Origin of the sequence: Sphingomonas sp. PSPC2-2 (assembly GCF_049897725.1) — a bacterium.
Taxonomy (GTDB): Bacteria; Pseudomonadota; Alphaproteobacteria; order Sphingomonadales; family Sphingomonadaceae; genus Sphingomonas.
Window position 1 is genome coordinate 115,331 of sequence record NZ_JAFCWU010000005.1, and the last position, 26,317, is coordinate 141,647.

The 26,317-nt window shown below is 67.2% G+C and carries 27 protein-coding genes and 1 other RNA gene; 15 read left to right on the forward strand and 13 right to left on the reverse strand.

Features of this window, described 5'->3' with window-relative positions; translation table 11 throughout:
- Nucleotides 1–53: 53 nt before the first annotated feature.
- Nucleotides 54–272 carry a hypothetical protein gene (locus ACP7BY_RS10820; RefSeq protein ID WP_137902977.1) on the forward strand — a complete coding sequence of 73 codons (219 nt, stop codon included), beginning with the start codon at nt 54–56 and terminating at the stop codon, nt 270–272.
- A 24-nt stretch (nt 273–296) separates the two neighbouring features.
- Here the strand turns inward: ACP7BY_RS10820 and nudC are convergent, their stop codons facing one another.
- From nudC to ACP7BY_RS10835, 3 genes are read right to left on the reverse strand one after another with little or no spacing between them, the layout of a single operon-like run.
- A complete protein-coding gene (gene nudC / locus ACP7BY_RS10825; protein ID WP_033966541.1) occupies nt 297–1,163 on the reverse strand; it encodes an NAD(+) diphosphatase in 867 nt (288 codons plus the stop codon).
- A gap of 11 nt (nt 1,164–1,174) precedes the next feature.
- A complete protein-coding gene (locus tag ACP7BY_RS10830; RefSeq protein ID WP_137902978.1) occupies nt 1,175–2,497 on the reverse strand; it encodes a serine hydrolase domain-containing protein in 1,323 nt (440 codons plus the stop codon).
- On the reverse strand, nt 2,491–3,531 hold the full coding sequence (locus tag ACP7BY_RS10835) for an A/G-specific adenine glycosylase (RefSeq protein WP_171010554.1): 1,041 nt from the start codon (nt 3,529–3,531) through the stop codon (nt 2,491–2,493). The genes ACP7BY_RS10830 and ACP7BY_RS10835 overlap by 7 nt, the downstream gene beginning before the upstream one ends.
- A 14-nt stretch (nt 3,532–3,545) precedes the next feature.
- Here ACP7BY_RS10835 and ACP7BY_RS10840 point away from each other — a divergent pair, with 14 nt between their 5' ends.
- The 4 genes from ACP7BY_RS10840 to ACP7BY_RS10855 all read left to right on the forward strand — a co-directional run bounded on the left by ACP7BY_RS10840 (nt 3,546) and on the right by ACP7BY_RS10855 (nt 9,163).
- A complete protein-coding gene (locus ACP7BY_RS10840) occupies nt 3,546–4,100 on the forward strand; it encodes a DUF721 domain-containing protein (protein WP_137902979.1) in 555 nt (184 codons plus the stop codon).
- Nucleotides 4,097–4,825: a thioredoxin domain-containing protein gene (locus ACP7BY_RS10845; RefSeq protein WP_033967295.1), complete on the forward strand. Its 729-nt coding sequence runs from the start codon at nt 4,097–4,099 to the stop codon at nt 4,823–4,825. Before ACP7BY_RS10840 ends, ACP7BY_RS10845 begins: the two co-directional genes overlap by 4 nt.
- Nucleotides 4,826–4,854: 29 nt before the next feature.
- Nucleotides 4,855–5,598 (forward strand): thioredoxin domain-containing protein, encoded by a 744-nt coding sequence (locus ACP7BY_RS10850; protein ID WP_033967296.1) that lies wholly within the window; start codon nt 4,855–4,857, stop codon nt 5,596–5,598.
- Nucleotides 5,599–5,761: 163 nt separating this feature from the next.
- Entirely contained in the window at nt 5,762–9,163 is a 3,402-nt protein-coding gene (locus ACP7BY_RS10855; protein WP_137902980.1) for a chromosome segregation SMC family protein, read from the forward strand.
- 5 nt (nt 9,164–9,168) lie between these two features.
- On the opposite strand, the gene ACP7BY_RS10860 is transcribed toward ACP7BY_RS10855, so the two are convergent.
- Entirely contained in the window at nt 9,169–9,474 is a 306-nt protein-coding gene (locus tag ACP7BY_RS10860) for a hypothetical protein (protein WP_010404751.1), read from the reverse strand.
- 147 nt (nt 9,475–9,621) lie between these two features.
- Between ACP7BY_RS10860 and ACP7BY_RS10865 the strand changes: the two genes are divergently transcribed.
- Genes ACP7BY_RS10865 through ACP7BY_RS10875 form a run of 3 tightly spaced genes read left to right on the forward strand, consistent with a single transcriptional unit; the run spans nt 9,622 to nt 12,734 of the window.
- Nucleotides 9,622–10,029, forward strand: a complete 408-nt coding sequence (locus ACP7BY_RS10865; RefSeq protein WP_033967028.1) for a hypothetical protein — start codon at nt 9,622–9,624, stop codon at nt 10,027–10,029.
- A 57-nt stretch (nt 10,030–10,086) separates the two neighbouring features.
- The gene (locus ACP7BY_RS10870; protein ID WP_137902981.1) at nt 10,087–11,337 is read left to right on the forward strand and encodes a putative DNA modification/repair radical SAM protein; all 1,251 of its coding nucleotides are present in this window, start codon (nt 10,087–10,089) and stop codon (nt 11,335–11,337) included.
- An 11-nt stretch (nt 11,338–11,348) separates the two neighbouring features.
- Nucleotides 11,349–12,734, forward strand: a complete 1,386-nt coding sequence (locus tag ACP7BY_RS10875) for a UdgX family uracil-DNA binding protein (protein ID WP_137902982.1) — start codon at nt 11,349–11,351, stop codon at nt 12,732–12,734.
- 6 nt (nt 12,735–12,740) lie between these two features.
- Here ACP7BY_RS10875 and dinB read toward each other — a convergent pair whose 3' ends face one another.
- Complete coding sequence (gene dinB / locus ACP7BY_RS10880; protein ID WP_033967027.1) at nt 12,741–13,826, reverse strand: DNA polymerase IV; 1,086 nt, start codon at nt 13,824–13,826, stop codon at nt 12,741–12,743.
- 68 nt (nt 13,827–13,894) lie between these two features.
- Nucleotides 13,895–14,237: a transfer-messenger RNA gene (ssrA, locus tag ACP7BY_RS10885) on the reverse strand.
- Nucleotides 14,238–14,295: 58 nt separating this feature from the next.
- On the opposite strand from ssrA, the gene ACP7BY_RS10890 reads away from it, so the two are divergent.
- Nucleotides 14,296–14,727 carry an RrF2 family transcriptional regulator gene (locus tag ACP7BY_RS10890; protein ID WP_033967025.1) on the forward strand — a complete coding sequence of 144 codons (432 nt, stop codon included), beginning with the start codon at nt 14,296–14,298 and terminating at the stop codon, nt 14,725–14,727.
- A 123-nt stretch (nt 14,728–14,850) separates the two neighbouring features.
- Here ACP7BY_RS10890 and mscL read toward each other — a convergent pair whose 3' ends face one another.
- Nucleotides 14,851–15,279, reverse strand: a complete 429-nt coding sequence (mscL, locus tag ACP7BY_RS10895; protein ID WP_033967024.1) for a large conductance mechanosensitive channel protein MscL — start codon at nt 15,277–15,279, stop codon at nt 14,851–14,853.
- An 82-nt stretch (nt 15,280–15,361) separates the two neighbouring features.
- On the opposite strand from mscL, the gene ACP7BY_RS10900 reads away from it, so the two are divergent.
- Genes ACP7BY_RS10900 through ACP7BY_RS10915 form a run of 4 tightly spaced genes read left to right on the forward strand, consistent with a single transcriptional unit; the run spans nt 15,362 to nt 18,059 of the window.
- Nucleotides 15,362–15,946 carry a LemA family protein gene (locus ACP7BY_RS10900; protein WP_033967034.1) on the forward strand — a complete coding sequence of 195 codons (585 nt, stop codon included), beginning with the start codon at nt 15,362–15,364 and terminating at the stop codon, nt 15,944–15,946.
- Between the two features lie 18 nt (nt 15,947–15,964).
- Nucleotides 15,965–16,867, forward strand: a complete 903-nt coding sequence (locus tag ACP7BY_RS10905) for a TPM domain-containing protein (RefSeq protein ID WP_137902983.1) — start codon at nt 15,965–15,967, stop codon at nt 16,865–16,867.
- Nucleotides 16,867–17,550, forward strand: a complete 684-nt coding sequence (locus tag ACP7BY_RS10910) for a TPM domain-containing protein (protein ID WP_033967292.1) — start codon at nt 16,867–16,869, stop codon at nt 17,548–17,550. The genes ACP7BY_RS10905 and ACP7BY_RS10910 overlap by 1 nt, the downstream gene beginning before the upstream one ends.
- Entirely contained in the window at nt 17,547–18,059 is a 513-nt protein-coding gene (locus tag ACP7BY_RS10915; RefSeq protein ID WP_033967291.1) for an NUDIX hydrolase, read from the forward strand. Before ACP7BY_RS10910 ends, ACP7BY_RS10915 begins: the two co-directional genes overlap by 4 nt.
- Nucleotides 18,060–18,075: 16 nt before the next feature.
- On the opposite strand, the gene ACP7BY_RS10920 is transcribed toward ACP7BY_RS10915, so the two are convergent.
- Nucleotides 18,076–18,357, reverse strand: coding sequence for an ETC complex I subunit (locus ACP7BY_RS10920; protein WP_033967290.1), 282 nt, complete (start codon nt 18,355–18,357; stop codon nt 18,076–18,078).
- A 9-nt stretch (nt 18,358–18,366) separates the two neighbouring features.
- Nucleotides 18,367–20,901 (reverse strand): ATP-dependent helicase HrpB, encoded by a 2,535-nt coding sequence (gene hrpB / locus ACP7BY_RS10925; RefSeq protein WP_209515711.1) that lies wholly within the window; start codon nt 20,899–20,901, stop codon nt 18,367–18,369.
- A gap of 125 nt (nt 20,902–21,026) precedes the next feature.
- Here hrpB and ACP7BY_RS10930 point away from each other — a divergent pair, with 125 nt between their 5' ends.
- Nucleotides 21,027–21,977, forward strand: coding sequence for a cation diffusion facilitator family transporter (locus tag ACP7BY_RS10930; RefSeq protein WP_137903190.1), 951 nt, complete (start codon nt 21,027–21,029; stop codon nt 21,975–21,977).
- A gap of 13 nt (nt 21,978–21,990) precedes the next feature.
- On the opposite strand, the gene ACP7BY_RS10935 is transcribed toward ACP7BY_RS10930, so the two are convergent.
- Together ACP7BY_RS10935 and ACP7BY_RS10940 are read right to left on the reverse strand one after the other, a co-directional pair.
- Nucleotides 21,991–22,179 carry a hypothetical protein gene (locus ACP7BY_RS10935; protein WP_033963628.1) on the reverse strand — a complete coding sequence of 63 codons (189 nt, stop codon included), beginning with the start codon at nt 22,177–22,179 and terminating at the stop codon, nt 21,991–21,993.
- A gap of 99 nt (nt 22,180–22,278) precedes the next feature.
- Nucleotides 22,279–23,295 (reverse strand): polyprenyl synthetase family protein, encoded by a 1,017-nt coding sequence (locus ACP7BY_RS10940; protein ID WP_033963629.1) that lies wholly within the window; start codon nt 23,293–23,295, stop codon nt 22,279–22,281.
- A 104-nt stretch (nt 23,296–23,399) separates the two neighbouring features.
- Here ACP7BY_RS10940 and ACP7BY_RS10945 point away from each other — a divergent pair, with 104 nt between their 5' ends.
- Complete coding sequence (locus tag ACP7BY_RS10945; RefSeq protein WP_033963630.1) at nt 23,400–23,693, forward strand: chorismate mutase; 294 nt, start codon at nt 23,400–23,402, stop codon at nt 23,691–23,693.
- Here the strand turns inward: ACP7BY_RS10945 and ACP7BY_RS10950 are convergent.
- The gene (locus ACP7BY_RS10950; protein ID WP_033963631.1) at nt 23,690–24,907 is read right to left on the reverse strand and encodes a histidine-type phosphatase; all 1,218 of its coding nucleotides are present in this window, start codon (nt 24,905–24,907) and stop codon (nt 23,690–23,692) included. The genes ACP7BY_RS10945 and ACP7BY_RS10950 overlap by 4 nt on opposite strands.
- Before the next feature lie 77 nt (nt 24,908–24,984).
- Complete coding sequence (locus ACP7BY_RS10955; RefSeq protein ID WP_081988597.1) at nt 24,985–26,286, reverse strand: sensor histidine kinase; 1,302 nt, start codon at nt 26,284–26,286, stop codon at nt 24,985–24,987.
- Between the last annotated feature and the right edge of the window lie 31 nt (nt 26,287–26,317).

Sequence of the window (26,317 nt, forward strand, 5' to 3'; positions counted from 1 at the left end):
AAGGGTAGCGACTCGCGCGGAAGTGTGTGACATTGAACGTAAGGAGAACAGAAATGAGGGTTTTCGTTTACGTCCTGCTCGCGGTGGCTACGCTCTGTGGCTACATCTTCCCCATCGTACTTGGGGTTTTTGTCGCACCGTCAGTGGGCGAGACATCGCTCACTTTCCCGCAGATCGGCGTTTTGTGGGTGATCGCTTTTGGGGTGCTGGCGGGGCTTGGCGTTGTCACGCCGCTATTCTGTGCCGACCGCAAGGGCTGGCTGAAGCTGTAAGTCTCGTTCGACCCGGTTTGCCGCTTACCCCGCCGCCCACGCCGTCAACAGCGTGTGTGCGATGGCATAAGGCGGGGGCGGCAGGAACGGCCCCGGTTCCCCTGCCAGCACCGCGCGAACGACGTCGCGCGGGACCCAGATCGCATCCTCCAGCTCATGGGTGTCGAGCGTGATCGTATCGTCCTTGGCCATGCCGATGCAGGCGACCATTAGCGAAGACGGGAATGGCCAGGGCTGGCTGGCCACATAGCGCACGTCGTGCACGCGCACGCCTGCTTCCTCGGCGATTTCACGCACCACCGCTTCTTCGATCGATTCGCCGGGTTCGAGGAAGCCCGCCAGCGCCGAATAGCGGCCGGGCGGGAAAGCGGGCTGGCGACCAAGCAGCGCGCGCCCGTCATGCTCGGCGATCATGATCACCACCGGATCGACGCGCGGGAAATGTTCTGCATGGCAATTGGGGCAGTTCCGCCCCCAACCGGCGCGGAACATCGCGGTCTGGTGCCCGCAATTGGCGCAGAATTGGTGGCGGCTGTGCCAGTCGAGCACGCTGCGCGCGGCGGCGTACGTCGCCGCCTCGCCCGGCGCGAAGCGATCGAGCAGGCCGAACAGCCGCGCCGAGCGGCCCTTGGGTGCGCGCATCCCCGGCGTATAGGCGGCGAAATGCGGGCGGCCATTGTCGAGCCCGAGCAGCACCAGCTCGGCATCGTCGGGCGCATCGGCCAGCGTTGTCCAGCCAAGCATCCCCATATCATCGAGCTCAGGCTCGAAATTTTCGAGCTTGAGCAGCCGCGCGCGCCAGTCGCTCCGGGCAGCGGCGAGCGCGGCTTCGTCGTGGCGCAGCGCATCGGCGCGGTCGAGCAGGCCGCCGGTAAAGCCGGGTGTCAGCATCGCCGCCGCGCTCACTTGTGTGGCAGCACCGGAGCGAGGTCGGCATAGACCGCCTTGGTCGAATCGGCGCGCAGCGGCCAGCGATCGCCCGGCAGATAGTTGACCATGATCGTCGCGCGGAACTGATTGACCGGATCGACCCAGGCGATCGTGCCGGCAGCGCCGCCCCAGCCATAAGTGCCTTTGGCCGGACCACCGGGGGTATCGTGCAGCGTGACCGAGCCGCCCGCACCAAAGCCCTGCGGGTTGGTGGTGCCGCCGGTCGCCGCAACTGCGCCTGGATAGACAACCCCATTCGGCAGCAGGTTGGACATTGCGAGCTTGACCGTGGCGGGCTTCAGGATGCGCACGCCGTCCAGTGTCCCGCCATTTTGCAGCATGTGCAGGAAGCGGTCGTAATCATAAGCCGAGGTCACCAGCCCGGCACCGCCATAAGGGAAGCTCGGGGCCTTGAGATAGACCGAGGTCGCGCCCGGATCGACCGGCGTGCGCCCATTGGGGGTGATGAAATAGCCGGTGGCGAGACGGTGCGCCTCCGACCCCGGCACGGTGAACCAGCTCGAGCGCATCTTGAGCGGGGTGAAGATGCGCGTCTGCAGGAAGCGGTCGAACGGCTGGTGCGAGGCGACCTCGATCACGCGGCCCATCACGTCGAGGCCGATCGAATAGCTCCATTTGGTGCCGGGTTCGGCGATCAGCGGCAGCGTGGCGACCTTGTTGGCGAAGGCTTCCAGCGTCGGCGGGCGCTTGAGGCGAAGCTGCGCCTCGGTCTTGGCATCCGAGGTGAAGGGGGTGATGCCGGCATCTTCATAGGCCTTGAGCAACGGCCCCTTGGTGATGATCGTGTAACCGAGCCCGGCGGTGTGCGTCAGCAGGTTGCGGATCGTGATCGGGCGCGTCGCCGCGCGCGTGTCGAGCGAATCCGGGCTGACCTGTACGCGCATCGTCTTGAAGGCGGGGATGAAGTCGCTGACCGGCTGGTCGAGCCGCATCTTGCCTTCCTCGATCAGGATCATCGCCGCCATCGCGGTGATCGGCTTGGTCATCGAATAGACGCGCCACAGGCTGTCCTTGTCGGCGAGCGGAGCACCGGGTTCGTCACCGATCCGGCCCGCTGCAACGACCGCGAACGGGGCATTGCCGCGGCCGATCACGCCGACCACGCCGGGGATCTTCTTTGCCGCGACATAGCCCGAAAACACCGCCTGCGTTTGCGGGAGGCGCGGGGCGGTGCGCAGCACCACGGGGGCATGTACGACGTGCCGCGCGACCGCCGTTCCGGTTGCCGCGATGAGCAAGGCGCTCGCTGCCATCTTGAACCGCGTCGCTACCATCGTGCCCTCCTGATTGCCGTTGCCGCCTTGGCGAAGACAGTCGGCAGGCCCGCCGAGTCGATCCCGGTCACATCCCACCACTCTCCGATCGGCCCATGCCCATCCACGCGCGCGACCGCAAGCGCCAGTTCAAGCCGGAAGTGCGTGAAGGTGTGCGACACCGTTTCGGGCAACACCCGCCAGGCAGCCGCGAGTGGCGGGTCCGCGAGCGCAGGCGGAGACTCCACCCACGGCCCGGTCGGCAGCGCGCGCATACCGCCGAGCAGCCCACGCGGTGGACGCCGCATCAGCAACACGCGGCCCTCCTGTTCGGCCCAGAAGATGGTGCCGTGGCGCTGCGGCTTGGCGGCCTTGGCGAGCTTGATGGGAAAGCCCTCCGGGTTGCCCACGCGATAGGCGGCGCAATCCTCGGCCAAGGGGCAAGCGAGGCAGCGCGGCGCGCGCGGCGTGCAGACCGAGGACCCCAGATCCATCATCGCCTGGGCGAAATCGCCCGAGCGGGTGTCGGGGGTGATGCGGTCGGTCGCGTCGCGCAAATCGGGCATCGCGCCGGGCAAAGGGCGTTCAATCGCGAACAACCGCGCGACCACGCGCGCGACATTGGCATCGACCACCACCGCGCGCGCGCCAAAGGCGATCGCGGCGATCGCGGCGGCGGTATAGGCGCCGACGCCGGGGAGGGCGCGTAAACCCTCCTCAGTGTCGGGGAAGGCGCTGCGCTCGGCGACGGCGCGGGCGCAGGCGTGGAGGTTGCGGGCGCGGGCATAATAGCCAAGCCCGGCCCAGGCCGCCATCAGATCGGCCTCGGGCGCGGCGGCGAGCGCCTCCACGGAGGGCCAGCGCGCGACGAACGCCTCGAACTTCGGGCGCACCGCCGCGACCGTGGTCTGTTGCAGCATGATTTCGGACAGCCACACGCGGTAGGGATCGGGTGCGTTGCTGCCGGGGGCCGCGCGCCACGGCAGATCGCGGGCATGCGCATCATACCAGGCGAGCAATCGGGCGGCGATGGTGGAAGGACGCTTGGCGGACACCGCATCGCTATGGCATGGACGGGCGGATGAGCAAACGCGATCCCGCCAAGCCTGTGATCAAACGCGCCGAGCCGGAAAAGCCGCGCGGCGGACGCGCGCGCGCGGTGGCCGAACTGTTGCCCGATGCCGGACGCGCGGCGTTCCGCCGGTTCGGCTTCGTCCAGGGCGCGGTGGTCAGCCGCTGGGGCGAGATTGTCGGGACGCGCTATGCCGGGGTGTCGGCCCCCGAATCGATCAAATTTCCGCATGGGCAACGCACCGGCGGCACGCTGAGCCTGATCGTGCGCGGCGCGCATGCGACGATGATGCAGCATATCGCGCCCGAGATCGTCGAGCGGGTCAATCGCTTCTTTGGCTATGAGGCGATCGTGCGCGTGCAGATCCGCCAGGGCGACGTGCCGGCGCCGGCACCGCGCGCGGCCCCGCCGTCGCTGCGGCCGGTGCCGGTCGAACTGGGCGCGAGCTTGCGCACGATCGCCGATCCGGAATTGAAGGCGGTGCTGGAAGCGCTGGCCGCAGGGGTTGCGGCGACGCGTGGCGCGCCGATCGTTGGTGGGAGTGAAGGATGACAATGCGGTTGGTGTTGGCGGCAATGGCCATTGTGATTGGCACAAGCTCCGCAGCGCAGGCCGCACCGGCGAAGACGGCTGGGGCGCATCGCGCGCCCGCCAAGACCGCCTGGGCCAGCATGATCGTCGCCACGCCCGAGGGCGGGGTGCGGATCGGCAATCCCAATGCCAAGGTGAAGCTGGTCGAATTTGGATCGCGCACGTGCCCGCATTGCGCGCATTTCGACGCCGACGGTTTGCCCGCGCTGCGCACCGGCTACATCGCGACCGGGCAATTGAGCTATGAATTCCGCGACTTCCCCATTCATGGCGCGCTCGATCTCGGGCCGATCCTGCTCGGGCATTGCGTGCCGACGCGCGCCTTCTTCCCGCTGTTGAACGCGATGATGGCCAATCAGGAGAAGCTCGTCGGCAGGCCCGACCAGGTGCCCGACGACAAGCAGCAGCAATTGCAGGGGGCCAAGCCGACCGAGATCGCCGCCTATCTCGCCAAATTCTATGGCTATACCGATCTGGTGGTGCAGAAGGGTATGCCGCTGGCCAAGGCCGCTGCGTGCCTGGCCGACACCAAGGCGGTCGATCTGGTCGCTCAGCGCGCCGCGGCGGCCAACAAGGCCTATGCCGTGAACAGCACCCCCACCTTCCTCATCAACGGCGTGGCGCAAGCCAATACCTTCACCTGGGCGGCGCTGGAGCCGCTGGTGCGCGCCGCCGTTGCCAAGTAAAAATGCGTTTTCTCCAAGGAGCTTATTCGATGAACCCTCGCATCCTGTTCGCCGCGCTGGCTGCCGTTTCGCTCGCTTCGTGCGGCGGTGGCGGGGCATCGGGCGGCAACAGCGTCGCCGCAGCGCCGGTGGCGGCCAAGCCGGCACCCGCCGGGCAAAACTGGACCGAAGTGGTCTCCAAGACGCCCGAGGGTGGCTATCGCATGGGTAACCCCGATGCGCCAATCAAGCTGGTCGAATATGGATCGCGCACCTGCCCGACTTGCGGCGCGTTCGGCCAGACCGGGCAGAAGCCGTTGACCGAGAAGTACGTCACCACCGGCAAGGTGTCCTACGAATTCCGCGACTATCTGGTGCACGGCCAGCCCGATTTCGCGCCGAGCCTGCTTGGGCGCTGCGTTGACCCGAGCACCTTCTTCCCGCTGCTGGAAGCGATGTACATGGCGCAGCCGCAGTTCGAGGCGAAGCTGGCCGATCAGGCCGCAGCCAACGCGCTGCAGGCGTCGTTGCAGGGCAAGACGCCGAGCCAGGCGGCCGCTGCCTGGGGCGACTATCTCGGCTATGTCGATTTCGTGAAGCAGCGCGGCATTCCCGAAGCCAAGGCGCGCGCGTGCATCGCCGACAGCAAGGCGCTGGACGAACTCATCGGGTTGATGAGCAAGGGCGAGGGCGCGACCGTGACCGGCACGCCGACTTTCATCCTCAACGGCACGAAGGTTGAGGGCGTGTCCTGGCCTGACGTCGAGGCAGCGTTGAAGCGCGCTGGGGCGTAAGGTCGCGCGTCCCGGTTAAAGGCAGGTCCGTTCGGGCTGAGCCTGTCGAAGCCCCGCCCGCCGCAAGCGCGGAGCGTGGGGAGAGGGGCCCTTCGACAGGCTCAGGGCGAACGGAAGCGAGAATTTTGTAGAACCGCCATCCACTCTAGCCGGGGGGCTCTGAATGCAGATCAAGCGTCTCCGGCTATCGGGTTTCAAAAGCTTCGTTGACGCCGCCGATCTGCGGATCGAGCCGGGGCTGACCGGGATCGTCGGCCCCAATGGCTGCGGCAAATCCAATCTGCTCGAGGCGCTGCGCTGGACGATGGGGGAGACCTCGGCGCGGTCGCTGCGCGGGGCGGGGATGGACGACGTTATCTTCGCGGGCACCAACACGCGGCCGGCGCGCGATTTCGCCGAAGTGTCGATGCTGATCGAAAGTGCGGGCGAGGAAAGTGAAGTCGTCCGCCGGATCGAGCGCGGGGCGGGGTCGGCGTACCGGATCGACGGGCGCGATGTGCGCGCGAAGGACGTGGCGTTGCTGTTCGCGGATTCGGCGACGGGGGCGCATTCGCCCGCCTTGGTCAGCCAGGGGCGGATCGGCGCGATCATCGCCGCCAAGCCGGCCGAGCGCCGCGCGATGCTGGAAGAGGCCGCCGGGATCGCCGGGCTGCACGTCCGGCGCAAGGATGCCGAGCAGAAATTGCGTGCGACCGAGGCCAATCTCGCGCGGCTCGATGAACTGATCGCCGACCAGGACGGCCGCGCCAATGCGCTGCGGCGGCAGGCGCGGCAGGCGGAGCGCTATCGCGCTTTGTCCGAGCAGATCCGCGTGGCGGAGGCGCGGATGATCTTTGCGCGCTGGCGCGATGCGCAACAGGCCGCCGATGCCGCCAAGGCCGAGGCGGCGACGTGCGAGGCGCGCGTGGCTGAGGCGAGCGAGGCGCAGCGGGCGGCGGCGGCCTATGCGCTGGCGGCGACCGAGGCGCTGGCGGACGCACGGGCGCAAGCGCAGGCGCTGCGCGAGGCGGCGAGCGAGGCGGGCCACAAACTGGGCGGCTTGCGCGGGGAGCAGGCAGCTGCGGTGCGGCGGACGCAGGAGCTGGCGGCGGCGCGCGTGCGGCTGGCCGAGGACCGTGCGCGCGAGGGATCGCTGGCGAGCGATGCCGCCGAGGCGATCGCGCGGCTGGCCGAGGAGAGCAAGGCGCTGGAGGCGCGACTGGCCGAGGCGACTGCGCGCATCCCCGAGCTGGAGACGCGGCTGAGCGAGGCGGAACGCGCCGGGCGCGATGCCGAAGTGGCGCTGGCGCAAGCGCTCGCGGCGCAGGCGACCGAGCTGGCCGATGCGCGGGTGGCCGAAGCGGCGCTGGCGGCCGCGCGGGTGCGGGCCGAGCGCAGCGCGCGCGATCTGACGCGGGTGACGGCGGAGAGCGCGGCTTTGGGCGATGCCGCGCCGCTGATCGCCGAGCGCGCGGCGGCAGCGGCGGCGCGCGCGCAGGCGGTGCAGCATGGCGAGGATGCGCGCGCGGCGCTCACCCGCGCCGATGCCGAAGAGCGCGGTGCGCGCGAGCAGCGCGACCGGGCGCAGGCGGCGCGGGCGACGGCGCATGCCGATCTGGCGGCACTCGACAGCGAAGCGACCGCGCTGACCAAGGCGACACGGCGCGAGGGGCGCGAGCGGTTGCTCGACCGGTTGCAGCCCGAGGCGGGCTATGAACGCGCGCTGGCGGCAGCGCTGGGGGATGATCTGGAAGCGGGGCTTGATCCGGCGGGCGAGCGGTTCTGGGCGGGGGCAGAGGTTGCGCCGGGCGATCCGGCGGCACCCGAGGGGACGGTGCCGCTGGGTCAGCATGTTCTCGCTCCTGCGGCGTTGGCGCGGCGGCTGGCGCAAGTGTTCGTGGCGGAAAGCGATGCGGGCGGGCCGCTTGCGGTCGGGCAGCGGCTGGTGACGCTCGCCGGGGTGCTGCGGCGCTGGGATGGTTATGTCGCCAAATCGGGCGGGGCGGCGGCGGCGGAGCGGCTCGAACGGATGAACCGGCTGCGCGCGATCGAGGCGGCGCGCCCGGCGGCGGTGCGCGCGGTCGAGGCGGCGGATGGCGAGCTCGCGCGGATCGACGCGGCGATCGCGGAAGCGCGGGCCGGCGCGGTGGCAGCGCGGCGTTTGCTGGAGAGCGCCGAGACGCGCGCGCGCGATGCGGCGCGCGCCGAGGACCGCGCGGCGGCGGCGATCGAGCGGATCGAGGCGCAGCGCGCCGATCTGGCGGCGCGGCGGCAGCGCATCGTCGCCGATCATGAAGAAGCCGAGGCGGAGGTCGCGCGCGCGGGCGCCGTGCAGGCGGCGCTGCCCGATGGCAGTGCGACGCGCGAGCGGGTGCGGGCGCTGTCGGGCGAGGCCGAGGCGCGCCGCACCGCCATCGCCACCGCGCGCGCGGACCGCGCCGGGCTGGACCGCGATGTCGGCAGCGGGCGCGAGCGGTTGGCCGGGACGACCGCAGAGGCGAAAAGCTGGCGCGCGCGGGCAGGGGAGGCAGCGCGGCGCATCGCCGAGATGGACAAGCGCGATGGTGACCTTGCCGCCGAAGCGCAGGCGCTGGTCGGGCGGCCCGAGGCGCTCGCTGCCGAGATCGTTGCGCTGGAGGCGGCCCATACGGCGGCGCGTGCCGAGGCCGATGCTGCTGCCACCGCCGAACGCGCCGCCGAAGCGGCACTCCGCGCGGCCGAAGCACAAGCCAGCGCCGCTGCCGAAACGCTGGCGCAAGCGCGCGAGGCGCGTGCCGGGGCCGCAGCGCGCGCGGAAAATCAGGAAGCCCGCCGAGTCGAGATGAACCGCCTGTCGGGCGAGCGCTTCCAATGCCCGTCGGTGCTGCTGCCCGAACGGGTCGGCTTTGCGGGCGATACGGTGCGGTCGCCGGGGGAGGAATCGGCGACACACGAGAAATTGATGGTCGATCGCGAACGCATCGGCCCGGTCAATCTGGTTGCCGAAAGCGAACTGGCCGAGCTGGAAGCAGCCTCCAAGGGCAATGCCGCCGAGCGCGAGGAATTGGGGCTGGCGGTCAACCGCCTGCGCGGGTCGATCGGTACGCTCAACCGCGAGGGGCGGCAGCGGCTGATGGCGGCGTTCGAGGCGGTCGACGGGCATTTCCGGCGCTTGTTCACGACGCTGTTCAATGGCGGACAGGCGCATCTCGAGCTGGTCGATTCGGACGATCCGCTGGAGGCGGGGCTCGAAATCATGGCGCAGCCGCCCGGCAAGAAGCTGCAATCGCTGACGCTGTTATCGGGTGGAGAACAGGCGCTGACCGCAGTCGCGCTGATCTTCGGCTTGTTCCTGACCAACCCCGCGCCGATCTGCGTGCTCGACGAAGTCGATGCGCCGCTCGACGATGCCAATATCGAGCGCTTTTGCGGGCTGCTGGATGCGATGACGCGCGAAACGCAGACGCGCTATCTTATCGTGACGCACAATGCCGTGACGATGAGCCGGATGCACCGGCTGTTTGGCGTGACGATGGTCGAGCAAGGCGTCAGCCGCCTTGTTTCGGTCGATCTCGGCGGCGCGGAATCGCTCCTCGCCGCCGAGTAAACGGATCAGCAGCCGTTGCGGCGGTTCTGGGCCGCGTCGTGCTTCTTGTCGAGATGCTTGCCGAGCAAGGCACCGCCGACGCCGCCAGCCACCGTGCCGAGCACACCGCCGCCGAGCGCATTGCCGACCAGCGCGCCACCGGCACCGCCCGCGATCAGGCCAGTCGTGCCCGACGAGCGATGGCAGCGATAATGACGGCTGGTTTTGCCATAGTAGCGATGCTTGCGCGCTTCGGCCTTATCGACCGGGAGGGCCATCGTCACCGGAACGACGAGCGAAGCGGCGGCGAGGCTGAGAAACAGTGAACGCATGATGTCGGTCCCTTTTGATCTTTGTGTGGGCGTAACGTTTTAAGCGCCTGCGGGTTGCATCTGCGAAACTAGTAGGGCCTTTCAAAACCTCAGCTTAACCATTGTCCGGCAAGCACGGGGTTGCACCGCAATCGGAAAGGGGTTTGCATGAACATCATTCCAGCAGTGTCCCATGCGGTCGGCGGCCGCTTCACCGACGTTCCGGCTTCGGTCTCGGCTGGGCTGTGGTCGTGCGATCTCGCGACCGAGCAGCTGACCTGGAGCGATGGCGTCTACGATTTGTTTGGAGCCCCGCGCGGCAGCCGAGTCGATCGCCACGCTGCGACGGCGCGCTATACACCGGGATCCCGCATCGCGCTCGAATGTCGCCGTATGGCGGCCATCCGGGATCGCTCCGGCTTCACCCTGGACGCCGAAATCACCGTTGGCCCGACGCGGCGCTGGATTCGCATCGTCGCGCAGGTCGAATGCGACGAGGGCAAGCCGATGCGGCTGTTCGGCTCCAAAACCGATGTAACCTTTGAGAAGATGGCCGGGCTGCTGACAGACCACTGACCCGGATGACCGACAGCGCCGCTTGCGTCGAGTGTAATGTGAACATATGAAGAACATATGGCCCAGCTCGATGTTCAGCAAAAGCTCGCGATCCTGGCGGATGCCGCGAAATATGATGCGTCGTGCGCGTCGTCGGGATCGGTCAAGCGCACGTCGCGCGACGGCAAGGGGCTGGGCTCGACCGACCAGGGCATGGGCATTTGCCATGCCTATGCGCCCGATGGCCGCTGCATTTCGCTGCTCAAGATCCTGCTGACCAACAGCTGCATCTTCGACTGCCATTATTGCATCAACCGCAAAAGCTCGAACGTGCGCCGTGCGCGCTTCACCGCGGCGGAGGTGGTGCGGCTGACGCTGTCTTTCTATCGGCGCAATTATGTCGAGGGGCTGTTCCTGTCCTCGGGCATCATCGGCTCGTCCAACTACACGATGGAGCAGATGGTCGAAGTGGCGCGCAGCTTGCGCGAAGATCATGATTTTCGCGGCTATATCCACCTCAAGACCATTCCCGATGCCGACCCCGAACTGGTGCATCAGGCCGGGCTCCATGCCGACCGCTTGTCGATCAATGTGGAATTGCCGACGCTGGCCGGGCTGACGCGGCTTGCGCCCGAGAAATCGGCGGCGCGGATCGAAGGGGCGATGGCCGGGACCAAGCTGGCGATTGCCGACACCGGCGACGCCCGCAAACGCTTCAAATCGGCGCCGCGCTTTGCGCCTGCCGGGCAATCCACGCAAATGATCGTGGGGGCGGATGCCGCGACCGATGGCGACATCGTGACGCGCGCGTCCTCGCTGTATGATCGGTTCGGCTTGCGGCGGGTCTATTATTCGGCGTTCAGCCCGATCCCCGATGCGAGCGCGGTGCTGCCGCTGCAGCGTCCGCCGTTGATGCGCGAACATCGCCTGTATCAATCGGACTGGCTGATGCGCTTCTACGATTATTCCCCCGCCGATGTGGTGGCGGCGACCGACGCGACGACGGGAATGCTGCCGCTCGACATCGACCCCAAGCTCGCCTGGGCGCTCAAATTTCGCGGGTCCTTTCCGGTCGACGTCAACCGCGCGCCGCGCGAGGCGCTGCTGCGCGTGCCGGGGCTGGGGGTGAAGGCGGTCGGCGCGATCCTGTCGGCGCGGCGCTGGCGGCGCTTGCGATTGGCCGATGTCGCGCGGCTGACGGTGTCGATCGCCAAACTACGCCCGTTTCTGATCGCTGAAGACTGGCGCCCGGTCGCACTGAGCGACCGCGCCGATCTTCGGCCGCAAGTTGCACCCAAAACCGAGCAACTGGAGTTATTTGCGGCCTGAGGGGAGACACGATGCACGTCGTCACTTTGGCCGAACCCGACGATCTGGATGGCTGGCGCGATGCGGCGCGCGGGCTGGCGGGGGCGGGCGTGCCGCCCGAGGATGTGGTGTGGCACGTGGGCGGAGCGGCGGACGATCTGTTCGCGCTGGTGGGCACGCCGCCACCTGCGCCGACGCAACCGGCCTTCACCGTGCCCGCGGCGTTCATGGCGCTGGCGCGCAGCGTCGTTTTGCACCGCGACGCCGAACGTTTTGCGTTGCTCTATGCGTTGCTGCTGCGCTTGCGCCGCCAGCCAGGGGCGATCGAGGATCGGGCGGATCCGCTGGTGCGGCGGCTGGAGGGGTTTGCGCGCGAAGTGCGCAAGGACATTCACAAGATGCGCGCGTTCCTGCGCTTCCGCGAAGTGGAGGAGGATGGTGCCCCGCGCTTCGTCGCGTGGTTCGAGCACGAGCATCATATCGTGCGCGCCAACGCCGGTTTCTTTCTCGATCGATTCGCCAGCATGCGCTGGTCGATCCTGACGCCGGAGCTTTCGCTGCATTGGGACGGCGAGACGCTGGCGGAAGGGCCGGGTGCCTCCAAGCGCGATGCGCCCGAGGGCGACCCGATCGAGGAGGTGTGGAAGACCTATTATGCGTCGATCTTCAACCCGGCGCGCGTGAAGGTCGGCGCGATGCTGAAAGAAATGCCGCGCAAATATTGGAAGAACATGCCCGAAACGGCGTTGGTGCCGGGGTTGATTGCGAGCGCACAGGCGCGGGAGAGCGGGATGATCGCCAAGGCGAAGAGCGAGGTTGGCGGCAATGCACAGGCGGCATGGGCGGCGTTGCGCGAGGAAGCGGCGGGTTGCACGCGGTGTCCGTTGTACAAACCCGCGACGCAGACGGTGTTCGGCGAGGGGCCGGTCGATGCGGCGCTGATGTTCGTCGGCGAGCAACCGGGCGACCAGGAGGATCTGGCGGGGCAGCCCTTTGTCGGCCCGGCCGGGCAGATGTTCGACCGCGCGCTGGCCGAGGCGGGGATCGATCGGGCGGGTGTGTATGTCACCAACGCGGTCAAGCATTTCAAGTTCGAACAGCGCGGCAAGCGGCGCATCCATAGCAAACCCGATGCGGGGGAGGTCAGCGCGTGCCGCTGGTGGATCGAGCAGGAGCGCTTGCTGGTGCGGCCCAAGGTGACGGTGGCCTTGGGGGCGACCGCGGCGCGCAGCTTGCTCGGGCGGGTGGTGACGATCGGCCAGGAGCGCGGGCGTGCGCTGGTGCTGCCCGATGGCGGCGAGGCGTGGATTACGGTGCATCCGAGCTATTTGCTGCGTTTGCCCGACCGCGAGGTGGCCGCGCTGGAATATGCGCGCTTCGTCGAGGATTTGCGGCGGGCGGGGGAGCGGGTGGCCTGACGGCGCTTATAACGGTAAGGTCGCCTGCACCGCCTCGGGCTCTCCATCGACCATACCCGACAGCGTCAGCCCCAACAGCCGCACGCCGAGCGGCAGCGGCAGATGCGCATCGAGCAAGGCGTGGCCGATCGCGAAAAAGGCGTCGCGCTCGACCACGCTGCTGAGCGAGCGCGCGCGGGTGATCGTGCGGAAATCGGAGAAGCGCAGCTTCAGCGTCACGGTGCGGCCGCGCGCGCTGTGGCGGTCAATCCGCACCCAGGCGGCTTCGCCCACCCAGTCGAGTGCCGCGTGGAGGTCGCCCGGCGCGGAGAGGTCGGTCTCGAAGGTGCGCTCTGCCCCGACCGATTTGCTTGGGCGTTCGCTGCGGACGGGGCGGTGATCGACCCCGCGTGCGGCACTGTAAAGGTAATCGCCGTAGCTGCCGAAATGCGCGTGGAGGAAGGCGAGCGGGCGTTCGCGCAGATCGGCACCGGTTTCGATGCCGAGCGCGGCCATGCGGCGCGCGGTGACCGGGCCGACGCCGTGGAAGCGCTTGACCGGCAAGCTCGCGACGAACGCCGCGCCGTGGCGGGGCGCGATGACGCACAGGCCGTCGGGCTTGTTCTGGTCGGAGGCGAGCTTGGCGATGAACTTGTTGTAGCTGACCCCGGCCGAGGCGGTGAGGGCGGTTTCGGCCTTGATGCGCGCGCGGATCTGCTCGGCGATGGCGCGGGCCGAGCCCAGGCCATGGCGGTCCTCGGTCACGTCGAGATAGGCTTCGTCGAGCGAGAGCGGCTCGACCAGATCGGTATAATCGTCGAAAATCGCGCGGATCTGGGCTGAGACCGCGCGGTACGCCTCGAAGCGGGGCGGCACGAACACCAGATCGGGGCAGCGGCGCAGGGCTGTTACAGAGGGCATGGCCGAGCGCACCCCGAAGGCGCGTGCCTCATAACTGGCGGCGGCGACCACGCCGCGCGCACGCGACCCGCCGACCGCAACCGGCTTGCCGCGCAAGGTTGGGTCGTCGCGCTGTTCGACCGACGCAAAGAAGGCGTCCATGTCGATATGGATGATCTTGCGCTGGGGCGGGGCGTCGGCGGAATCGGCCATGCAACACCCTGATAGCCGCGACAGGAAAGGGTGGGGAGTTTCTGTTGCTCGGTACTCCCCGGACCGCCGGTGTCTGCTTCTGTTGCCCGGTGCAGCCCGAACCGCGTTCTTTTGGGGTAACCTAGGCCGTTAGGCCTTTAGTTACGCCGCAATCGCGAGTGCTTCGTTATCGTTAGCACTTGTGGTTTTGAGCCTTTTGCAGGTTACTCAGCCCGGGCAAAAACAGCGCCTTTCAACACACGTCGATCCTGGTTCGACCCCGTCAGAGCCCCTCCGGCAAGAGGGGTTTTGGTGGAGTCGCCGGGTACTGCCCCCGGGTCCGCTGCATCTAGTCTACGCTGCACTTTATCACCATAGCCGGGCGAACCCGGCCCCCGCGATATAGGCGGAGCCTGGCGCAATGAAAAGGCCCGGTTTGACACCTTGTGCCTTCCACTCGCCACAAATCGGGTGCATGGGGTATAGTATCATGTTGACGCAACGTTCCCGCTACGCGCTTCGCGCGATGATGTTCCTGGCCGAAGCACCCCCCGGGGGCCCGCCGATCCCGATGAACCGGATTGCCGCCGAGGCGAATGTCCCGCGCAAGTTCCTGGAGCTGATCCTCGCCGATCTGCGCGAGGCGGGTTTCCTGCACAGCCACCGTGGCAAGATGGGCGGATACTGCCTGTCCCGCCCGACGCATCTGATTTCACTGGGTGAGATCATCCGCGTGATCGAGGGGCCGCTGGCGCTGGTGCCGTGCGTCAGTCGCACCGCCTATCGCAGTTGCAAGGATTGCAAGGACGAAGCGAGCTGCGCGATCCGCCATGCGATGATGCGCGTGCGCGACGAGACCGCGCGGATCCTCGATGGCACGAGTCTGGCGGATTCGGTCGCCGAGGATCTGGTCGCGGCCTGAGACCTTCGCCCCATTCCCCGTTCGCCCTGAGCCTGTCGAAGGGCGTTCCACGCGAGCGGCTCGCTTGGAAGGGCTTCGACAGGCTCAGCCCGAACGGAATATAGGGTAAGCGCGAGCCCCCCCTCAGCGCCGCTTCAATTCGTCGCGGATCTCGCGCAGCAGAGTGATGTCGGCGGGCTCGACCGGCTCGGCGGGCGTTTCCGGTGCCTTGGGCATCAGCCGGTTCACGGCGCGCACCAGCAGGAAGATGATGAAGGCGACGATCACGAAATTGACCGCCGCCGTGACGAACGCGCCATAGCCGAACAGCGGCACGCCGGCCTTTTTCAGTGCAGCATAATCGGACGACCCGACGAGCGCGGGGGGCACCTTGCCGAGCACCACGAAATAGCTCGAAAAATCGAGCCCGCCGAAAATCTTGCCGATCACCGGCATGATGACGTCGTCGGTCAGCGACGTCACGATCTTGCCGAACGCCCCGCCGATGATGACCGCAATCGCCAGGTCCAGCACGTTGCCGCGCGCGATGAATGCCTTGAACTCCTTGAACATGGAGCCTCCCAATCCGATTTCGTTTCTCGCGGCCATGCTACCCGGCTATCAGGGCTGCGCAAGGCCTGGAGGGATGAACACCATGAAGTATCGCACTCTGATCGCATTCGTCGGCGCATTCGCGCTGGCCGGTTGCGGGCTGAACAGCGTGCCGACGGCGGAAGAGAACGCCAAGGCGAAATGGGCCGATGTGGAAAATTACTATCAACGCCGTGCTGACCTGATCCCCAATTTGGTGTCGACGGTGAAGGCGGCGGGCGCGCAGGAAAAAGCGATCCTGGTCGAAGTGACGCAGGCGCGTGCCTCGGCATCGCAGGTCAAGGTTTCCAGCGCGGATCTGAACGATCCGGCCAAGGTCGCAGCGTATGAAAAGGCGCAGAACGGCCTGACGCTGTCGTTGCAGCGGCTGCAGGAGGCCTATCCCGAGCTGAAGAGCCAGGACAATTACAAGACGTTGATGGACCAGCTCGAGGGCACAGAAAACCGCATCTCGACCGCACGCCACGATTATAACGAAGCGGTGCAGGCGTATAATACGACCATCCGCACCTTCCCCGACGCGATTGGCGCGAAGGTGTTTTACGGGGCCAAGCCGCTGGTGCCGTTCAAGGCGACGACGCCGGGGGCGGACGTGGCGCCGACGGTCAATTTCGGCAACACCAACTAAGTACCGGGCCGGAGGCCCATGCCGATGCGCCTGATTCAGGCACTGCTCGCGATGCTGGTTGCGCTGCTGCTGGGGGTTGCCCCGGCGGCAGCGCAGACCTATCCCAAATTCACCGGGCTGGTGGTGGATGCCGCCAACGTCCTGCCGCCTGCGACCAAGGCCGATCTGACGGCCAAATTGGAAGCGCTGCAGAAAGACACCAAGCGGCAATTGGTGGTCGCCACGATCCCGGACCTGCAGGGTCGCGAGATCGAGGAATATGGTGTCGGTCTCGGGCGGGCGTGGGGCGTGGGCCTCAAGGACGCCAATAACGGTGCGATCCTGTTCATCGCGCCTAACGCACCCAAGGGGCATCGCGGGCCGCGGCTGGAGGTTGGCTACAGCCTGGAGCCGATCCTGACCGATGCTTTTGCGGGCACGATGATTCGCGAAAAAATGATGCCCAAGCTGACGCAATCCGGTGACATTGCCGGAGCGATGGAAGCGGGTACCGATGCGGTGATCGCACAGCTTCGCGCTTCTCCGGAGGAAGCCAAGGCCAATGTCGACGCGGCGGCGGCGAAGTTCGATAAGGTGCACAAGCGCAGCGCCGCGGGCAGTGGCGGCGGGATTCCCTTTGGCGTGATCATGATCCTGTTCGTGATCGGCTTCATCGTGCTGTCGAGCTTGCGGCGCGGTCGGCGTGGGCAGGAATATCGCAGCGGCGTGGCTCCGGCGGTGCTGTGGGGCTCGGGGCTCGGTAGCGGTTGGGGCAGCGGTTGGGGCGGCGGCTGGGGTGGCGGCTCCGGCGGTGGTTTTGGCGGCTTCGGCGGCGGTGGATCGAGTGGCGGTGGCGGCTCCGACGGAAGCTGGGGCGGCGGCGGCTTTACCGGCGGCGGCGGCGGCGATTTCGGCGGCGGTGGCGCTTCGGGGGATTGGTGATGGCGGGAACGGCACGGCTGACGCGCGACGACCATGCGCAGGTGTTGGCCGCCGTAGCGCGCGCCGAAGCGGGCACCGATGGCGAGATCGTCACGATCGTGACCGAGCGTTCGGACAGTTACCACGATGCGGCGCTGCATTGTGCGATTGCGGCGATGCTGATCGTGCTCGCGCTGGCGGCGATCAATCCGCTCGCGATCGAGACATGGCTGAGCGGCTTCACCGAAGGGTGGGACGATGCGCCCGATCCGCGCTTGCTGTTGGGCGTAATCCTGGCGGCGCAAGCCTTGGTCTTTTTGATCGTGCGGTTTGCGCTTGCCTATATGCCGCTACGGATGGCGCTGGTGCCCAGGGCGACACGCGCGCGGCGGGTGCGGCGGCGGGCAATCCAATATTTCAAGGTCGGGGCCGAGCGCCGCACCACCGCGCGCGTCGGCATCCTGCTCTATCTCTCGCGCGATGAGCGCATGGCCGAGATCGTCGCTGATGAAGCGATCCACCGTGCCGTGCCCGCAGAGCGCTGGGGCGATGCGATGGCGGCGTTGGTCGCCGAAACCCGCGCTGGCAAGCCGGGTGCTGGCATGGCGGCGGCAGTCGAGCGGATTGGCGCGATCCTCGCGGAAACTTTCCCGAAAACGGCGGACGACCGAAACGAGCTCCCGGACAGGCTGATCGAACTATGAGTGCGGAAATTGTCTGGGAAGGCAAGTACATCAAGGTCGTGAAGGACGGGACCTGGGAATATGTGTCGCGCGCACGCGGCATTCAGGCGGCAGTGATCCTGGCGGTTGAGGACGGGCATGTCCTGCTGGTCGAGCAATATCGCGTCCCGCTCGGGCGGCGCTGCCTGGAATTGCCGGCGGGGCTGGTTGGTGACGAGGAGGCAGGCGAGAGCATCGAAGCCTCCGCTGCGCGCGAACTTGAGGAAGAGACCGGCTATCGGCCTGCCAAGATCGAGCAACTGGGCCTTTTCCATTCCTCGCCCGGCATGGTGTCCGAAGGCTTCACGCTGGTGCGCGCGACCGGGCTGGAGCGTGTTGCCGATGGCGGCGGGATCGACGGCGAGAATATCACCGTGCTGCGCGTGCCGGTCGCGGAGATTGCGAACGTGGTCGCCGCCAAGCGCGCCGAGGGTGTGGCGATCGACGTGAAGCTGTTGCTGCTGCTGGGCGCGGGGATGCTAGCGGGGTAACCGCCGCGCCTGCCGCTTAGCGGAAGTTGTCGGCGTAGCTTTGCAGCTTGAGCGTGCGCTCGGGTGCGGGAATAACAGTGAAGGGCAGCCCTTCGCGCTCGGCATAAGCGATCGCCGCTTCCTGCGTCGGGAAGGTCAGGCGGAGCTGGTCGCGCGTATCGCCCGAGCCGGCCCAGCCGGTGAGCGGATCGGGCTGCTTGGCCTCGGCCGGGGCGAAGTCCAGCATCCAGATGCTGGTGCGTGCGCGGCCCGAGGACATGGAGTTCTTCGGGCGCTGATAGATTCGGGCGATCGACATGGTGCCTCCTTACCGTGCTTCTTTCGCGCGTGCATCTGCGTTTTTCGTGCGCAGCGTCGCATTGGCCGATGCGGGGTCATCGGGCCAGGGATGGCGCGGATAGCGGCCGCGCATTTCCTTGGCGACGGCCGCCCAACTGCCTGCCCAGAAGCCCGGCAAATCGCGCGTCGTCTGGATCGGGCGACCGGCGGGCGAGGTGAGGCTGAGCACCAGCGGCACGCGGCCACCCGCAATCATCGGGTGGGTGGCGAGCCCGAACAGCGCCTGCGGGCGCAACTCCACGCGCGGGCCGCCCTCGACGTCATAATCGATCGGGTGGCTGCTGCCCGCAGGGCTGGTGAAATGGGTGGGGGCGAGGCGATCGATCGTTTTGAGCGCGTCCCAACCGATCAGCGCGCGGAGTGAATCGGTCAGCGCACCCGAGTCGATCGCATCGAGCCGCCGTTTGCCGACGAGCAAGGGGGCGAGCCATTCATCGGCGCGAGCGAGCAGCGCGGCGTCGTCGAGCGCGAGCTCTGCGCCGCCATGGTCCTGTGCAAAGGCAGCGCGGTGGCGCAGCGCGAGCGCCGCGTCGCTCCACGGCAATACCGCGAGGCCGTGGGTGTGGATACCGGCGAGCAAGGCAGCGGCGATCGCGTCGGGGTCGGCTTGCGCATCGGGGCCGCTCGACAGCCGCAGCGCCCCGAGGCGGCGCTCGCGTGTGGTCTGCACGCCGCCCGTCGCGGGATCGAAGGTGACGGTGCGGTGGATCGCGATCGACTCGCCGAACAGCGCCTCGATCGTCGGCAAGTCGATTGCGGCGGCGGAAAGGATGCGCGCGCCCGAGGCCATGCCCTGGGTTTCGGCGACCGCCAGCCATTCCTCGCGGGCGAGCGCGCTGGTCGGATCGAGCTTGAAGCCGCGTCCGCCGACCGAGGCCCAGGTCTCGCCCGAGCCGTCGCGGCGGCGCGCGATACGATCGGGGAAAGCGAGCGCGATGGCGGTGGCTTCGCCTCCCCTCCCGCTTGCGGGAGGGGCCGGGGGAGGGGATGCGGGGCGAGCGGCGGGGGTTTCATTCCCTCCCCCAGCCCCTCCCGCAAGCGGGAGGGGAGCGAGATTCGTCCACCGCTTCGCTAGCTTGCGCCCGGCTTCCGCGCGCGCGCCGCGTTCGGTGCGCCAGCGGCGGCGGCGGGATTCCAGGTCGACATCGTTGCCGCCAAGCCCGCGTTCGCCGAGCAGAACCGCAATCTCCGCTGCGACTTCCGCCAGCCCGAGCTCGCCCGCGCGCACCAGCATATGGCCGAGGCGCGGGGCCAGTGGCAGGCGGGCGATGGCGTGGCCGTGCGGGGTCGGGCGGCCATCGGCATCGAGCGCCTGCAGGGTGTGCAAGCGGGTGCGGGCTTCCTGTACGGCGGCTTCGGGTGGGGGATCGAGCCAGCGTAGCACGCGCGGATCGGCGACGCCCCACAAGGCGCAGTCGAGGGTCAGCGCCGAGAGGTCTGCCTCGAGGATTTCGGGCGGATCGAAGCGCGGCAGGCCAGCGGTCGCGGCTTCCTCCCACAGGCGATAGGCGGTGCCGGGCTGCTGGCGCGCGGCGCGGCCGGCACGCTGGGTGACGGCGGCCTGGCTGGCGCGTTCGGTCACCAGCCGCGTCATCCCCGCCGCGCGATCATAACGCGGGCGGCGCGCGAGGCCGGAATCGACCACGACCGAAATGCCGTCGAGCGTCAGGCTGGTCTCGGCGATCGATGTCGCCAGCACGACCTTGCGCCGCTTTTGCGGGTCGGGCGCGATCGCGGCGCGCTGTGCGGCGGGGTCGAGGCTGCCATGCAGGCGGTGGAGCAGAATATCGGGGCCGAGCCCCTCCAGCCGCTCGGCGGTGCGCTCGATCTCGGCGACGCCGGGCAGGAAGGCGAGGATGCCGCCCGTTTCCTCGCGCAGCGCCAGCCGGATTGCGGCGGCGACCGAATCCTCGATCCGCGCTTCGGCGGCGCGACCGAGATGGCGCAAGCTCAGCGGGTGCATCCGCCCGGCGCTTTCGATGATCGGGGCACCCTCCATCAGCCCGGAAAAGCGTGCGCCGTCGAGCGTTGCCGACATTGCCACCAGCCTGAGATCGGGCCGCAGCGCGGCCTGCGCATCGAGCGCGAGCGCGAGGCCGAAGTCGCTGTCGAGGCTGCGTTCATGGACTTCGTCGAACAGCACGGCGGAGACCCCGGCGAGTTCGGGATCGTTCTGGATGCGCGCGACGAAGATGCCCTCGGTCACCACCGTGACGCGCGTCGCCGCCGAGCGCTTTGTATCCATCCGCGTGGCATAGCCGAAGGTCTGGCCGACATTTTCACCGGCAGTGGCGGCCATCCGCTCGGCCGCGGCGCGCGCGGCGAGGCGACGGGGGGAGAGCAGCAGGATTTCGCCGCTGCACCATGGCTCGTCCAGCAATGCGGGCGCGACGGCGGTGGTCTTGCCCGCCCCAGGCGGCGCGACCAGCACGGCGTTGGGGGCGTCTCGCAAGTGGCGGAGCAGGTCGGGCAGGACGACGTGGATGGGGAGGGTGGACGTCACGCCTCGCTCCTACCGCCTTGCGCCGGTTTTGGAACCACCGCGTCGTGACGTAATTGTCATGTGCGGCGTCCTAGTATCTCACGGATTTGAAATGCTAGGCCCGCGCTAGGACATTGGAGACCGACATGGCGGGGCATAGCCATTCCCACGGGCACGGCGATCATCACGGGCATTCGCACGGCCACGGCCACAGCCACGCGCCGGTGGCGGGTCACGATCGCGCGTTCGCGATCGGTATCGGGCTGAACCTCGCCTTTGTCGTCGGCGAGGCGGCGTTTGGCCTGATCGCGGGCTCGGTCGCGCTGTTGGCGGATGCCGGGCATAACCTTTCCGATGTGCTCGGCCTGTGCGCGGCGTGGGCGGCAATTGCCCTAGGACGGCGCGCGGCATCGAAGCGCTTCACCTATGGGCTGAAGGGCTCGACCATTCTGGCGGCCTTGCTCAACGCACTGCTATTGTTGGTCGCGCTCGGCGCGATCCTGCTCGAGGCGGTGCAGCGGCTGGCGATGCCCGCGCCGGTGGACGGGCCGACGGTGGCGTGGGTCGCCGGAGCCGGGATCCTGGTCAATGGTGCGACCGCGCTGCTGTTCCTGCGCGGTCGTGAGGGCGATATCAACATTCGCGGTGCCTATCTCCACATGGCGAGCGATGCGATGGTATCGGCCGGGGTGGTCGTGTCGGGGCTGGTAATCTGGTGGACCGGGCTGACCTGGATCGATCCTGTGGTCAGCATCGTCATCGCGGTGCTGATTTTCCTGCAAACCTGGGGCCTGCTGCGCGAATCGGTCGAGATGGCGCTGGCGGCGGTGCCGCGCAGCATCGATTCGGACAAGGTGTGGGACGCACTGCGCGCGCTGCCAGGCGTCGCGCGTGTCCACCACGTTCATATCTGGCCGATGAGCACGACTGAGACCGTGCTGACCGCGCATCTGGTGATACCGGCGGGCCATCCGGGCGACGCCTTCCTGGATACGACGCGCGCTATGCTCAAGGGCCGTTTCGGCATCGGCCATGCGACGTTGCAGGTGGAATTGTCCGGCGCTGAAGCAGGCGATGCCGAGGTGCGTGGCTGCTAGACGTCTCCGACGGTCAATGCCGCCATGCCGCCATTACGGCATCAAACAGCGTGACGCCCGCCAGTGGGCCGACCAACAGCATCACCAGGTTGAAACCGATAATCCACGCTGCGATGCTTTCCCGACGCGGGTTTGGCGTCGGTGCGGGCTTGGCTTCCCAGCGCTCAGGCGGCGGCCAGCCAGTTTGGAAATCGACGAACATCTCCGACGCTCCTGCAGTCCGGCACTGAAGGTACTGGAAAGGAGGCGGTGCGACAAATGCGGATCGGCGACAAAGGAGCCAAATCGCCGTGACTGACGCTCAATAGGCGCGTGCGATCGCGAACTCGACGGCTTCGACCATCGCATCCTTGGCTTTGCCATTGCCAAAGATGCCGAGCGCGTCGATCGCGCGTTGCCCGTAATGCCGCGCGCGCGCCAGCGTGTCGTCAACTGCGTGGGTCGAGCGCACCAGGTCGATCGCTCGCACGAAATCCTCGTCGCGGTTACGATGGCCCTCGATTGCCGCCTTCCAGAACGCCCGGTCTTCGGCACCGCCGCGGGCATAAGCAAGGATGACGGGGAGCGTCGCCTTGCCTTCGCGAAAATCGTCGCCCGCGTCTTTGCCCATCGTGCCTGCGTCGGACACGTAATCGATTGCGTCATCGACCAGTTGGAACGCGATGCCGAGATTGCGGCCATAAGCGTCGAGCGCGAGTTCTTCCGCCTCGGGGCGCTCCGCCACCACCGCCGCGACCCGGCACGCCGCCGCAAACAGCGCGGCCGTCTTTGCCCCGATGATGTCGAGATAGCGTTCTTCCGGGATGTCGATGCGGCGGGCGGCGGTCAACTGGTTGACTTCGCCCTCGGCGATGATCGCGCTCGCGCCCGCCAGGATCGACAGCACCTTGAGCGAGCCGTCTTCCACCATCAGTTCGAACGACCGGCTGAACAGGAAATCGCCGACCAGAACGCTGGCCGGGTTGCCCCAGATCAGATTGGCGGTGCGCTTGCCCCGGCGCAAATCCGACCCATCGACCACATCGTCGTGCAGCAGCGTGGCGGTATGGATGAATTCGACGGCGGCGGCCAGCCGGTGGTGGCGAGACCCCAGATAGCCCAGCAACCGTGCGCTGGCGAGCGTCAGCATCGGGCGCATCCGCTTGCCACCGCCCGCGATGAGGTGCCCCGCAAGTTCCGGGATCAGCGGAATTTCGGACTGCATCCGCGACAGGATGACCGCGTTGACCAAATTCAGGTCACCCGCGACGAGTTGCACCATGGGCTCCAGCGAGGGCTGGGCACGCGAAGGATCAATGCGGAGAATGGTGGCGCTCATCTGCGCTGCGATGTGGCGGCGTGGCGCGCTAAAGGCAAGTCTTTCTCGGGTTGCGCCGGGCCGTCAGCGCACGCAAAAGAGCGTCGACGGCTGATGAGGAGTGGATGGTGACCGACGAAACGCTGAACGGATACCGCCAGAGCATCGACAATATCGATGCCGCCCTCGTCTTTTTGCTCGCCGAACGCTTCAAGACCACGCAGGCGGTCGGTCGCTATAAGGCCGAGGCTGGTTTGCCGCCTGCCGATCCGGGTCGTGAAGAAGCACAGATCGCGCGGTTGCGAGGCCTTGCCCATGATGCGAATCTCGATCCCGATTTCAGCGAGAAGTTCCTCCGCTTCATCATCGACGAGGTCATTCGTCATCACGAGCGCGTCCGCGTTACGGATACACGTTAACCACGAAGCTTTGCCAGAAAATCGGACAGCGTGCACAGGCCATCGATGCCGCGTGCCTTGCAGCCCGCAATTGGTAATACTTTGTGATAGGGTGTCTTGGCCGTCGCCGCGCGCAACTCGGACAGCGATTGGGCGCGATAGCTGGCGCGGACATAATGGTTGCCCTTGCCGTCGGTCAGCCGTTCCAATTGGATGGCCCCACCTGGTACGGGATCATCCGCTGCAATCCCGGGGACGTTCCAGTGCAGGCCTAGCACTCCGGCAAGATTGGCGACGTTCGTATCGTGACCAGCAATCAACGCCACTTTCGGGGCGGTGGGGGCTTCATCGGTAAGCCAGGTCGCGATGCGCGGCGACAGACCGGCCAGATTGCGCGTCGCGATATAAGGTGGTCGCGCCAGCAGCCGGAATTCGAGCGCATGGAAGGCTCCGAAAGCCGCGATGTCGGAAGCGGTGGCGCGGCCCCAGCCGACTTCGTTTGCCGGTTTGCCTTCCGCATATTCCAACAGGAGAATCTGCGCTGCGGTCGACGCACGGTCGAGTGCGCCGCCGAGCTTGGGCCGTGAGGTGGCCGTAGCCGGGCGGATGGTGGTCGGCTCGCGCGCCACGCCGCAAGTCGCGGTCGCGGATCCGCACAACACGCGGTCCAGGCGAATCAGCAGCGGTTTCATGCCGCGCTCGGTCGCGGCGATCCCGCGCGGTCCCACCGCCGCGTCGATGGCGGCGGCGGCGCGCGCAGGGTCAAGCGGGGCCTGCCCGCTCTCGATTGGGTTGAACATCGGATCGGGCTCGTCCTGCGGACGATGTTCTATGGTGAGGGAGCAGCCAGGGGCGACGCCCTTGGCATAGCTTGCTGCGGTCGCGATGGTGCGTTGGTCGCTGTCGGCAAGGAGCGCGATGCGGGTGGGGCAGTCGGTCAAGGGCAGCAGCCCCGCTTTAATAAAGCCAATCCGGTCGAAATCGGCCACCGCCACGATCGCGCTGGCACCGTGTTCGGTCAACCAACCGGGCTTGACGCTCCAAGTCGGCCAAGCGGCGGCGGCGGTACCGATCGGCATCGGCTGCGCTTTGGTGGGCGGGCGGATGCCGTGACGCATCATCAGGACGACGCGATCAACCTGTAACGGGTCCGCTGGCGCTCCGGCAGTCAGCGCGACACCCGCCAGCATTGCGGCCAGCGCGGCCAACGTTCGTCCGGTTCGTGAAGTGCGCATGCGACCATCTCCTTCGGACGCTATGCCGCACAATTATGACAGCATGGCAATCCCTGAAGGTGGGCTCTGGGCTGCTTTCATTGGCCCGGCAGCGTGAAGTAGACTGCCGCGCCGCCCTGGGCGGTGTTTTCGGCGCGGATCGTACCGTGATGCGCAGCTACGATGGATCGGCATACCGATAAGCCGATGCCTAGACCACCTGTGGTTGAGGTCGCCCGCTGATGGAAACGCGCACTATCGGCCTCCGGATCGAAGCCGGGACCATTGTCGATTACGCCGATCTCGACCGTGCCGTCCTGTGTCCGGCGACAGGAAACGGTAATGGTCGGTGACGCGACGCCGCGCAAAGCGGTCGCCGCGTTACGCAGCAAATTCGTCATCACCTGGGTGATCTGCACACCGTCTCCGACGAGCGCGGTGACGCTGGGGTCGATATCATAAATCATCGCGGGCGCGGCACCATCGTGATCGGCGAGCGCAAGTTCGAGCGAGTCCGACAGCACTTCACAAAGGTTGGCATGCTCGTTCGCGACCGTTCCGGTTTCGACCAATTGGCGTGCCTTGGCGATGATCTGAGCCGATCGGGTAATCTGGGTCCGGGCCTGTACGAGGCGACGCAGGATGTCGGCATCTCCCAGCCCGCCGAGCGCCATTTCGGCGGAGGCGATATAGTTTGCGGCGGCGGTGAGCGGCTGCGTCATTTCATGGGCAAGCGTTGAAGCGACAGCGGATGTATCCGACAAGCGCGATAAAGTGGCGATGCGATCGACGAGCCGCGTTTGTTCGACGGCAAGCGCATCGCGAGCACAGGTCGTCTCCCACAGGGTCAGCTCGGTACGCAGACGGTTTTTGGCGATGGCGACGAAGCTGCAGATTGCACGCAGGAACTGCACTTCGGCGCGACTGAATGGCATCGTCGCCTTGCGGCCAAAGCCGAGGGTGCCAAGCAAGGTATCACCCTGCATCAGCGGCGTCCCGACATAAGCGGCGAGCCCGATTGCGCGGGCATAAGCGAGCCGCGCGTCCTTTGAGCCGCGAACCCGATTGAAAACATGCGGCGCGCGATCCGCAGCCACCAGCCCGCACGGACCTTGACCGAGGGCAAGATGGGAAGCCGCTCCGCTTTGCGTCGGGGTCAGGCCGCCATGTTCTTCGAGGATGAGGCCATTCCTGCCATCGTAACGATAGCAGAAATACACACTCAGATTCAGCTTGACGCGGACTGACTCAAAAAGGGCGTTCAGCATCGACGACGTATCGGAGGCGCAAAGAATTCGTGCGGCGCAATCCGCCAAGAGTCCCAGATAAGGACTAACGCCATCATCATTCGAAGGAATGATACCGTTGTCATATAACCGTAAGGCGCTGCTGGATCGCATCGATATTTCCTCTCTGCGATCCCGGATGCCA

What these genes read in the sequence shown, in the direction of transcription:
- ACP7BY_RS10820 (WP_137902977.1), top strand. Translation starts at nt 54, where the DNA reads ATGAGGGTTTTCGTTTACGTCCTGCTCGCGGTGGCTACGCTCTGTGGC.
- nudC (WP_033966541.1), bottom strand. Translation starts at nt 1,163, where the DNA reads ATGCTGACACCCGGCTTTACCGGCGGCCTGCTCGACCGCGCCGATGCG.
- ACP7BY_RS10830 (WP_137902978.1), bottom strand. Translation starts at nt 2,497, where the DNA reads ATGGTAGCGACGCGGTTCAAGATGGCAGCGAGCGCCTTGCTCATCGCG.
- ACP7BY_RS10840 (WP_137902979.1), top strand. Translation starts at nt 3,546, where the DNA reads ATGGACGGGCGGATGAGCAAACGCGATCCCGCCAAGCCTGTGATCAAA.
- ACP7BY_RS10845 (WP_033967295.1), top strand. Translation starts at nt 4,097, where the DNA reads ATGACAATGCGGTTGGTGTTGGCGGCAATGGCCATTGTGATTGGCACA.
- ACP7BY_RS10850 (WP_033967296.1), top strand. Translation starts at nt 4,855, where the DNA reads ATGAACCCTCGCATCCTGTTCGCCGCGCTGGCTGCCGTTTCGCTCGCT.
- ACP7BY_RS10855 (WP_137902980.1), top strand. Translation starts at nt 5,762, where the DNA reads ATGCAGATCAAGCGTCTCCGGCTATCGGGTTTCAAAAGCTTCGTTGAC.
- ACP7BY_RS10860 (WP_010404751.1), bottom strand. Translation starts at nt 9,474, where the DNA reads ATGCGTTCACTGTTTCTCAGCCTCGCCGCCGCTTCGCTCGTCGTTCCG.
- ACP7BY_RS10865 (WP_033967028.1), top strand. Translation starts at nt 9,622, where the DNA reads ATGAACATCATTCCAGCAGTGTCCCATGCGGTCGGCGGCCGCTTCACC.
- ACP7BY_RS10870 (WP_137902981.1), top strand. Translation starts at nt 10,087, where the DNA reads ATGGCCCAGCTCGATGTTCAGCAAAAGCTCGCGATCCTGGCGGATGCC.
- ACP7BY_RS10875 (WP_137902982.1), top strand. Translation starts at nt 11,349, where the DNA reads ATGCACGTCGTCACTTTGGCCGAACCCGACGATCTGGATGGCTGGCGC.
- dinB (WP_033967027.1), bottom strand. Translation starts at nt 13,826, where the DNA reads ATGGCCGATTCCGCCGACGCCCCGCCCCAGCGCAAGATCATCCATATC.
- ACP7BY_RS10890 (WP_033967025.1), top strand. Translation starts at nt 14,296, where the DNA reads ATGTTGACGCAACGTTCCCGCTACGCGCTTCGCGCGATGATGTTCCTG.
- mscL (WP_033967024.1), bottom strand. Translation starts at nt 15,279, where the DNA reads ATGTTCAAGGAGTTCAAGGCATTCATCGCGCGCGGCAACGTGCTGGAC.
- ACP7BY_RS10900 (WP_033967034.1), top strand. Translation starts at nt 15,362, where the DNA reads ATGAAGTATCGCACTCTGATCGCATTCGTCGGCGCATTCGCGCTGGCC.
- ACP7BY_RS10905 (WP_137902983.1), top strand. Translation starts at nt 15,965, where the DNA reads ATGCCGATGCGCCTGATTCAGGCACTGCTCGCGATGCTGGTTGCGCTG.
- ACP7BY_RS10910 (WP_033967292.1), top strand. Translation starts at nt 16,867, where the DNA reads ATGGCGGGAACGGCACGGCTGACGCGCGACGACCATGCGCAGGTGTTG.
- ACP7BY_RS10915 (WP_033967291.1), top strand. Translation starts at nt 17,547, where the DNA reads ATGAGTGCGGAAATTGTCTGGGAAGGCAAGTACATCAAGGTCGTGAAG.
- ACP7BY_RS10920 (WP_033967290.1), bottom strand. Translation starts at nt 18,357, where the DNA reads ATGTCGATCGCCCGAATCTATCAGCGCCCGAAGAACTCCATGTCCTCG.
- ACP7BY_RS10930 (WP_137903190.1), top strand. Translation starts at nt 21,027, where the DNA reads ATGGCGGGGCATAGCCATTCCCACGGGCACGGCGATCATCACGGGCAT.
- ACP7BY_RS10935 (WP_033963628.1), bottom strand. Translation starts at nt 22,179, where the DNA reads ATGTTCGTCGATTTCCAAACTGGCTGGCCGCCGCCTGAGCGCTGGGAA.
- ACP7BY_RS10940 (WP_033963629.1), bottom strand. Translation starts at nt 23,295, where the DNA reads ATGAGCGCCACCATTCTCCGCATTGATCCTTCGCGTGCCCAGCCCTCG.
- ACP7BY_RS10945 (WP_033963630.1), top strand. Translation starts at nt 23,400, where the DNA reads ATGGTGACCGACGAAACGCTGAACGGATACCGCCAGAGCATCGACAAT.
- ACP7BY_RS10950 (WP_033963631.1), bottom strand. Translation starts at nt 24,907, where the DNA reads ATGCGCACTTCACGAACCGGACGAACGTTGGCCGCGCTGGCCGCAATG.
- ACP7BY_RS10955 (WP_081988597.1), bottom strand. Translation starts at nt 26,286, where the DNA reads ATGCGATCCAGCAGCGCCTTACGGTTATATGACAACGGTATCATTCCT.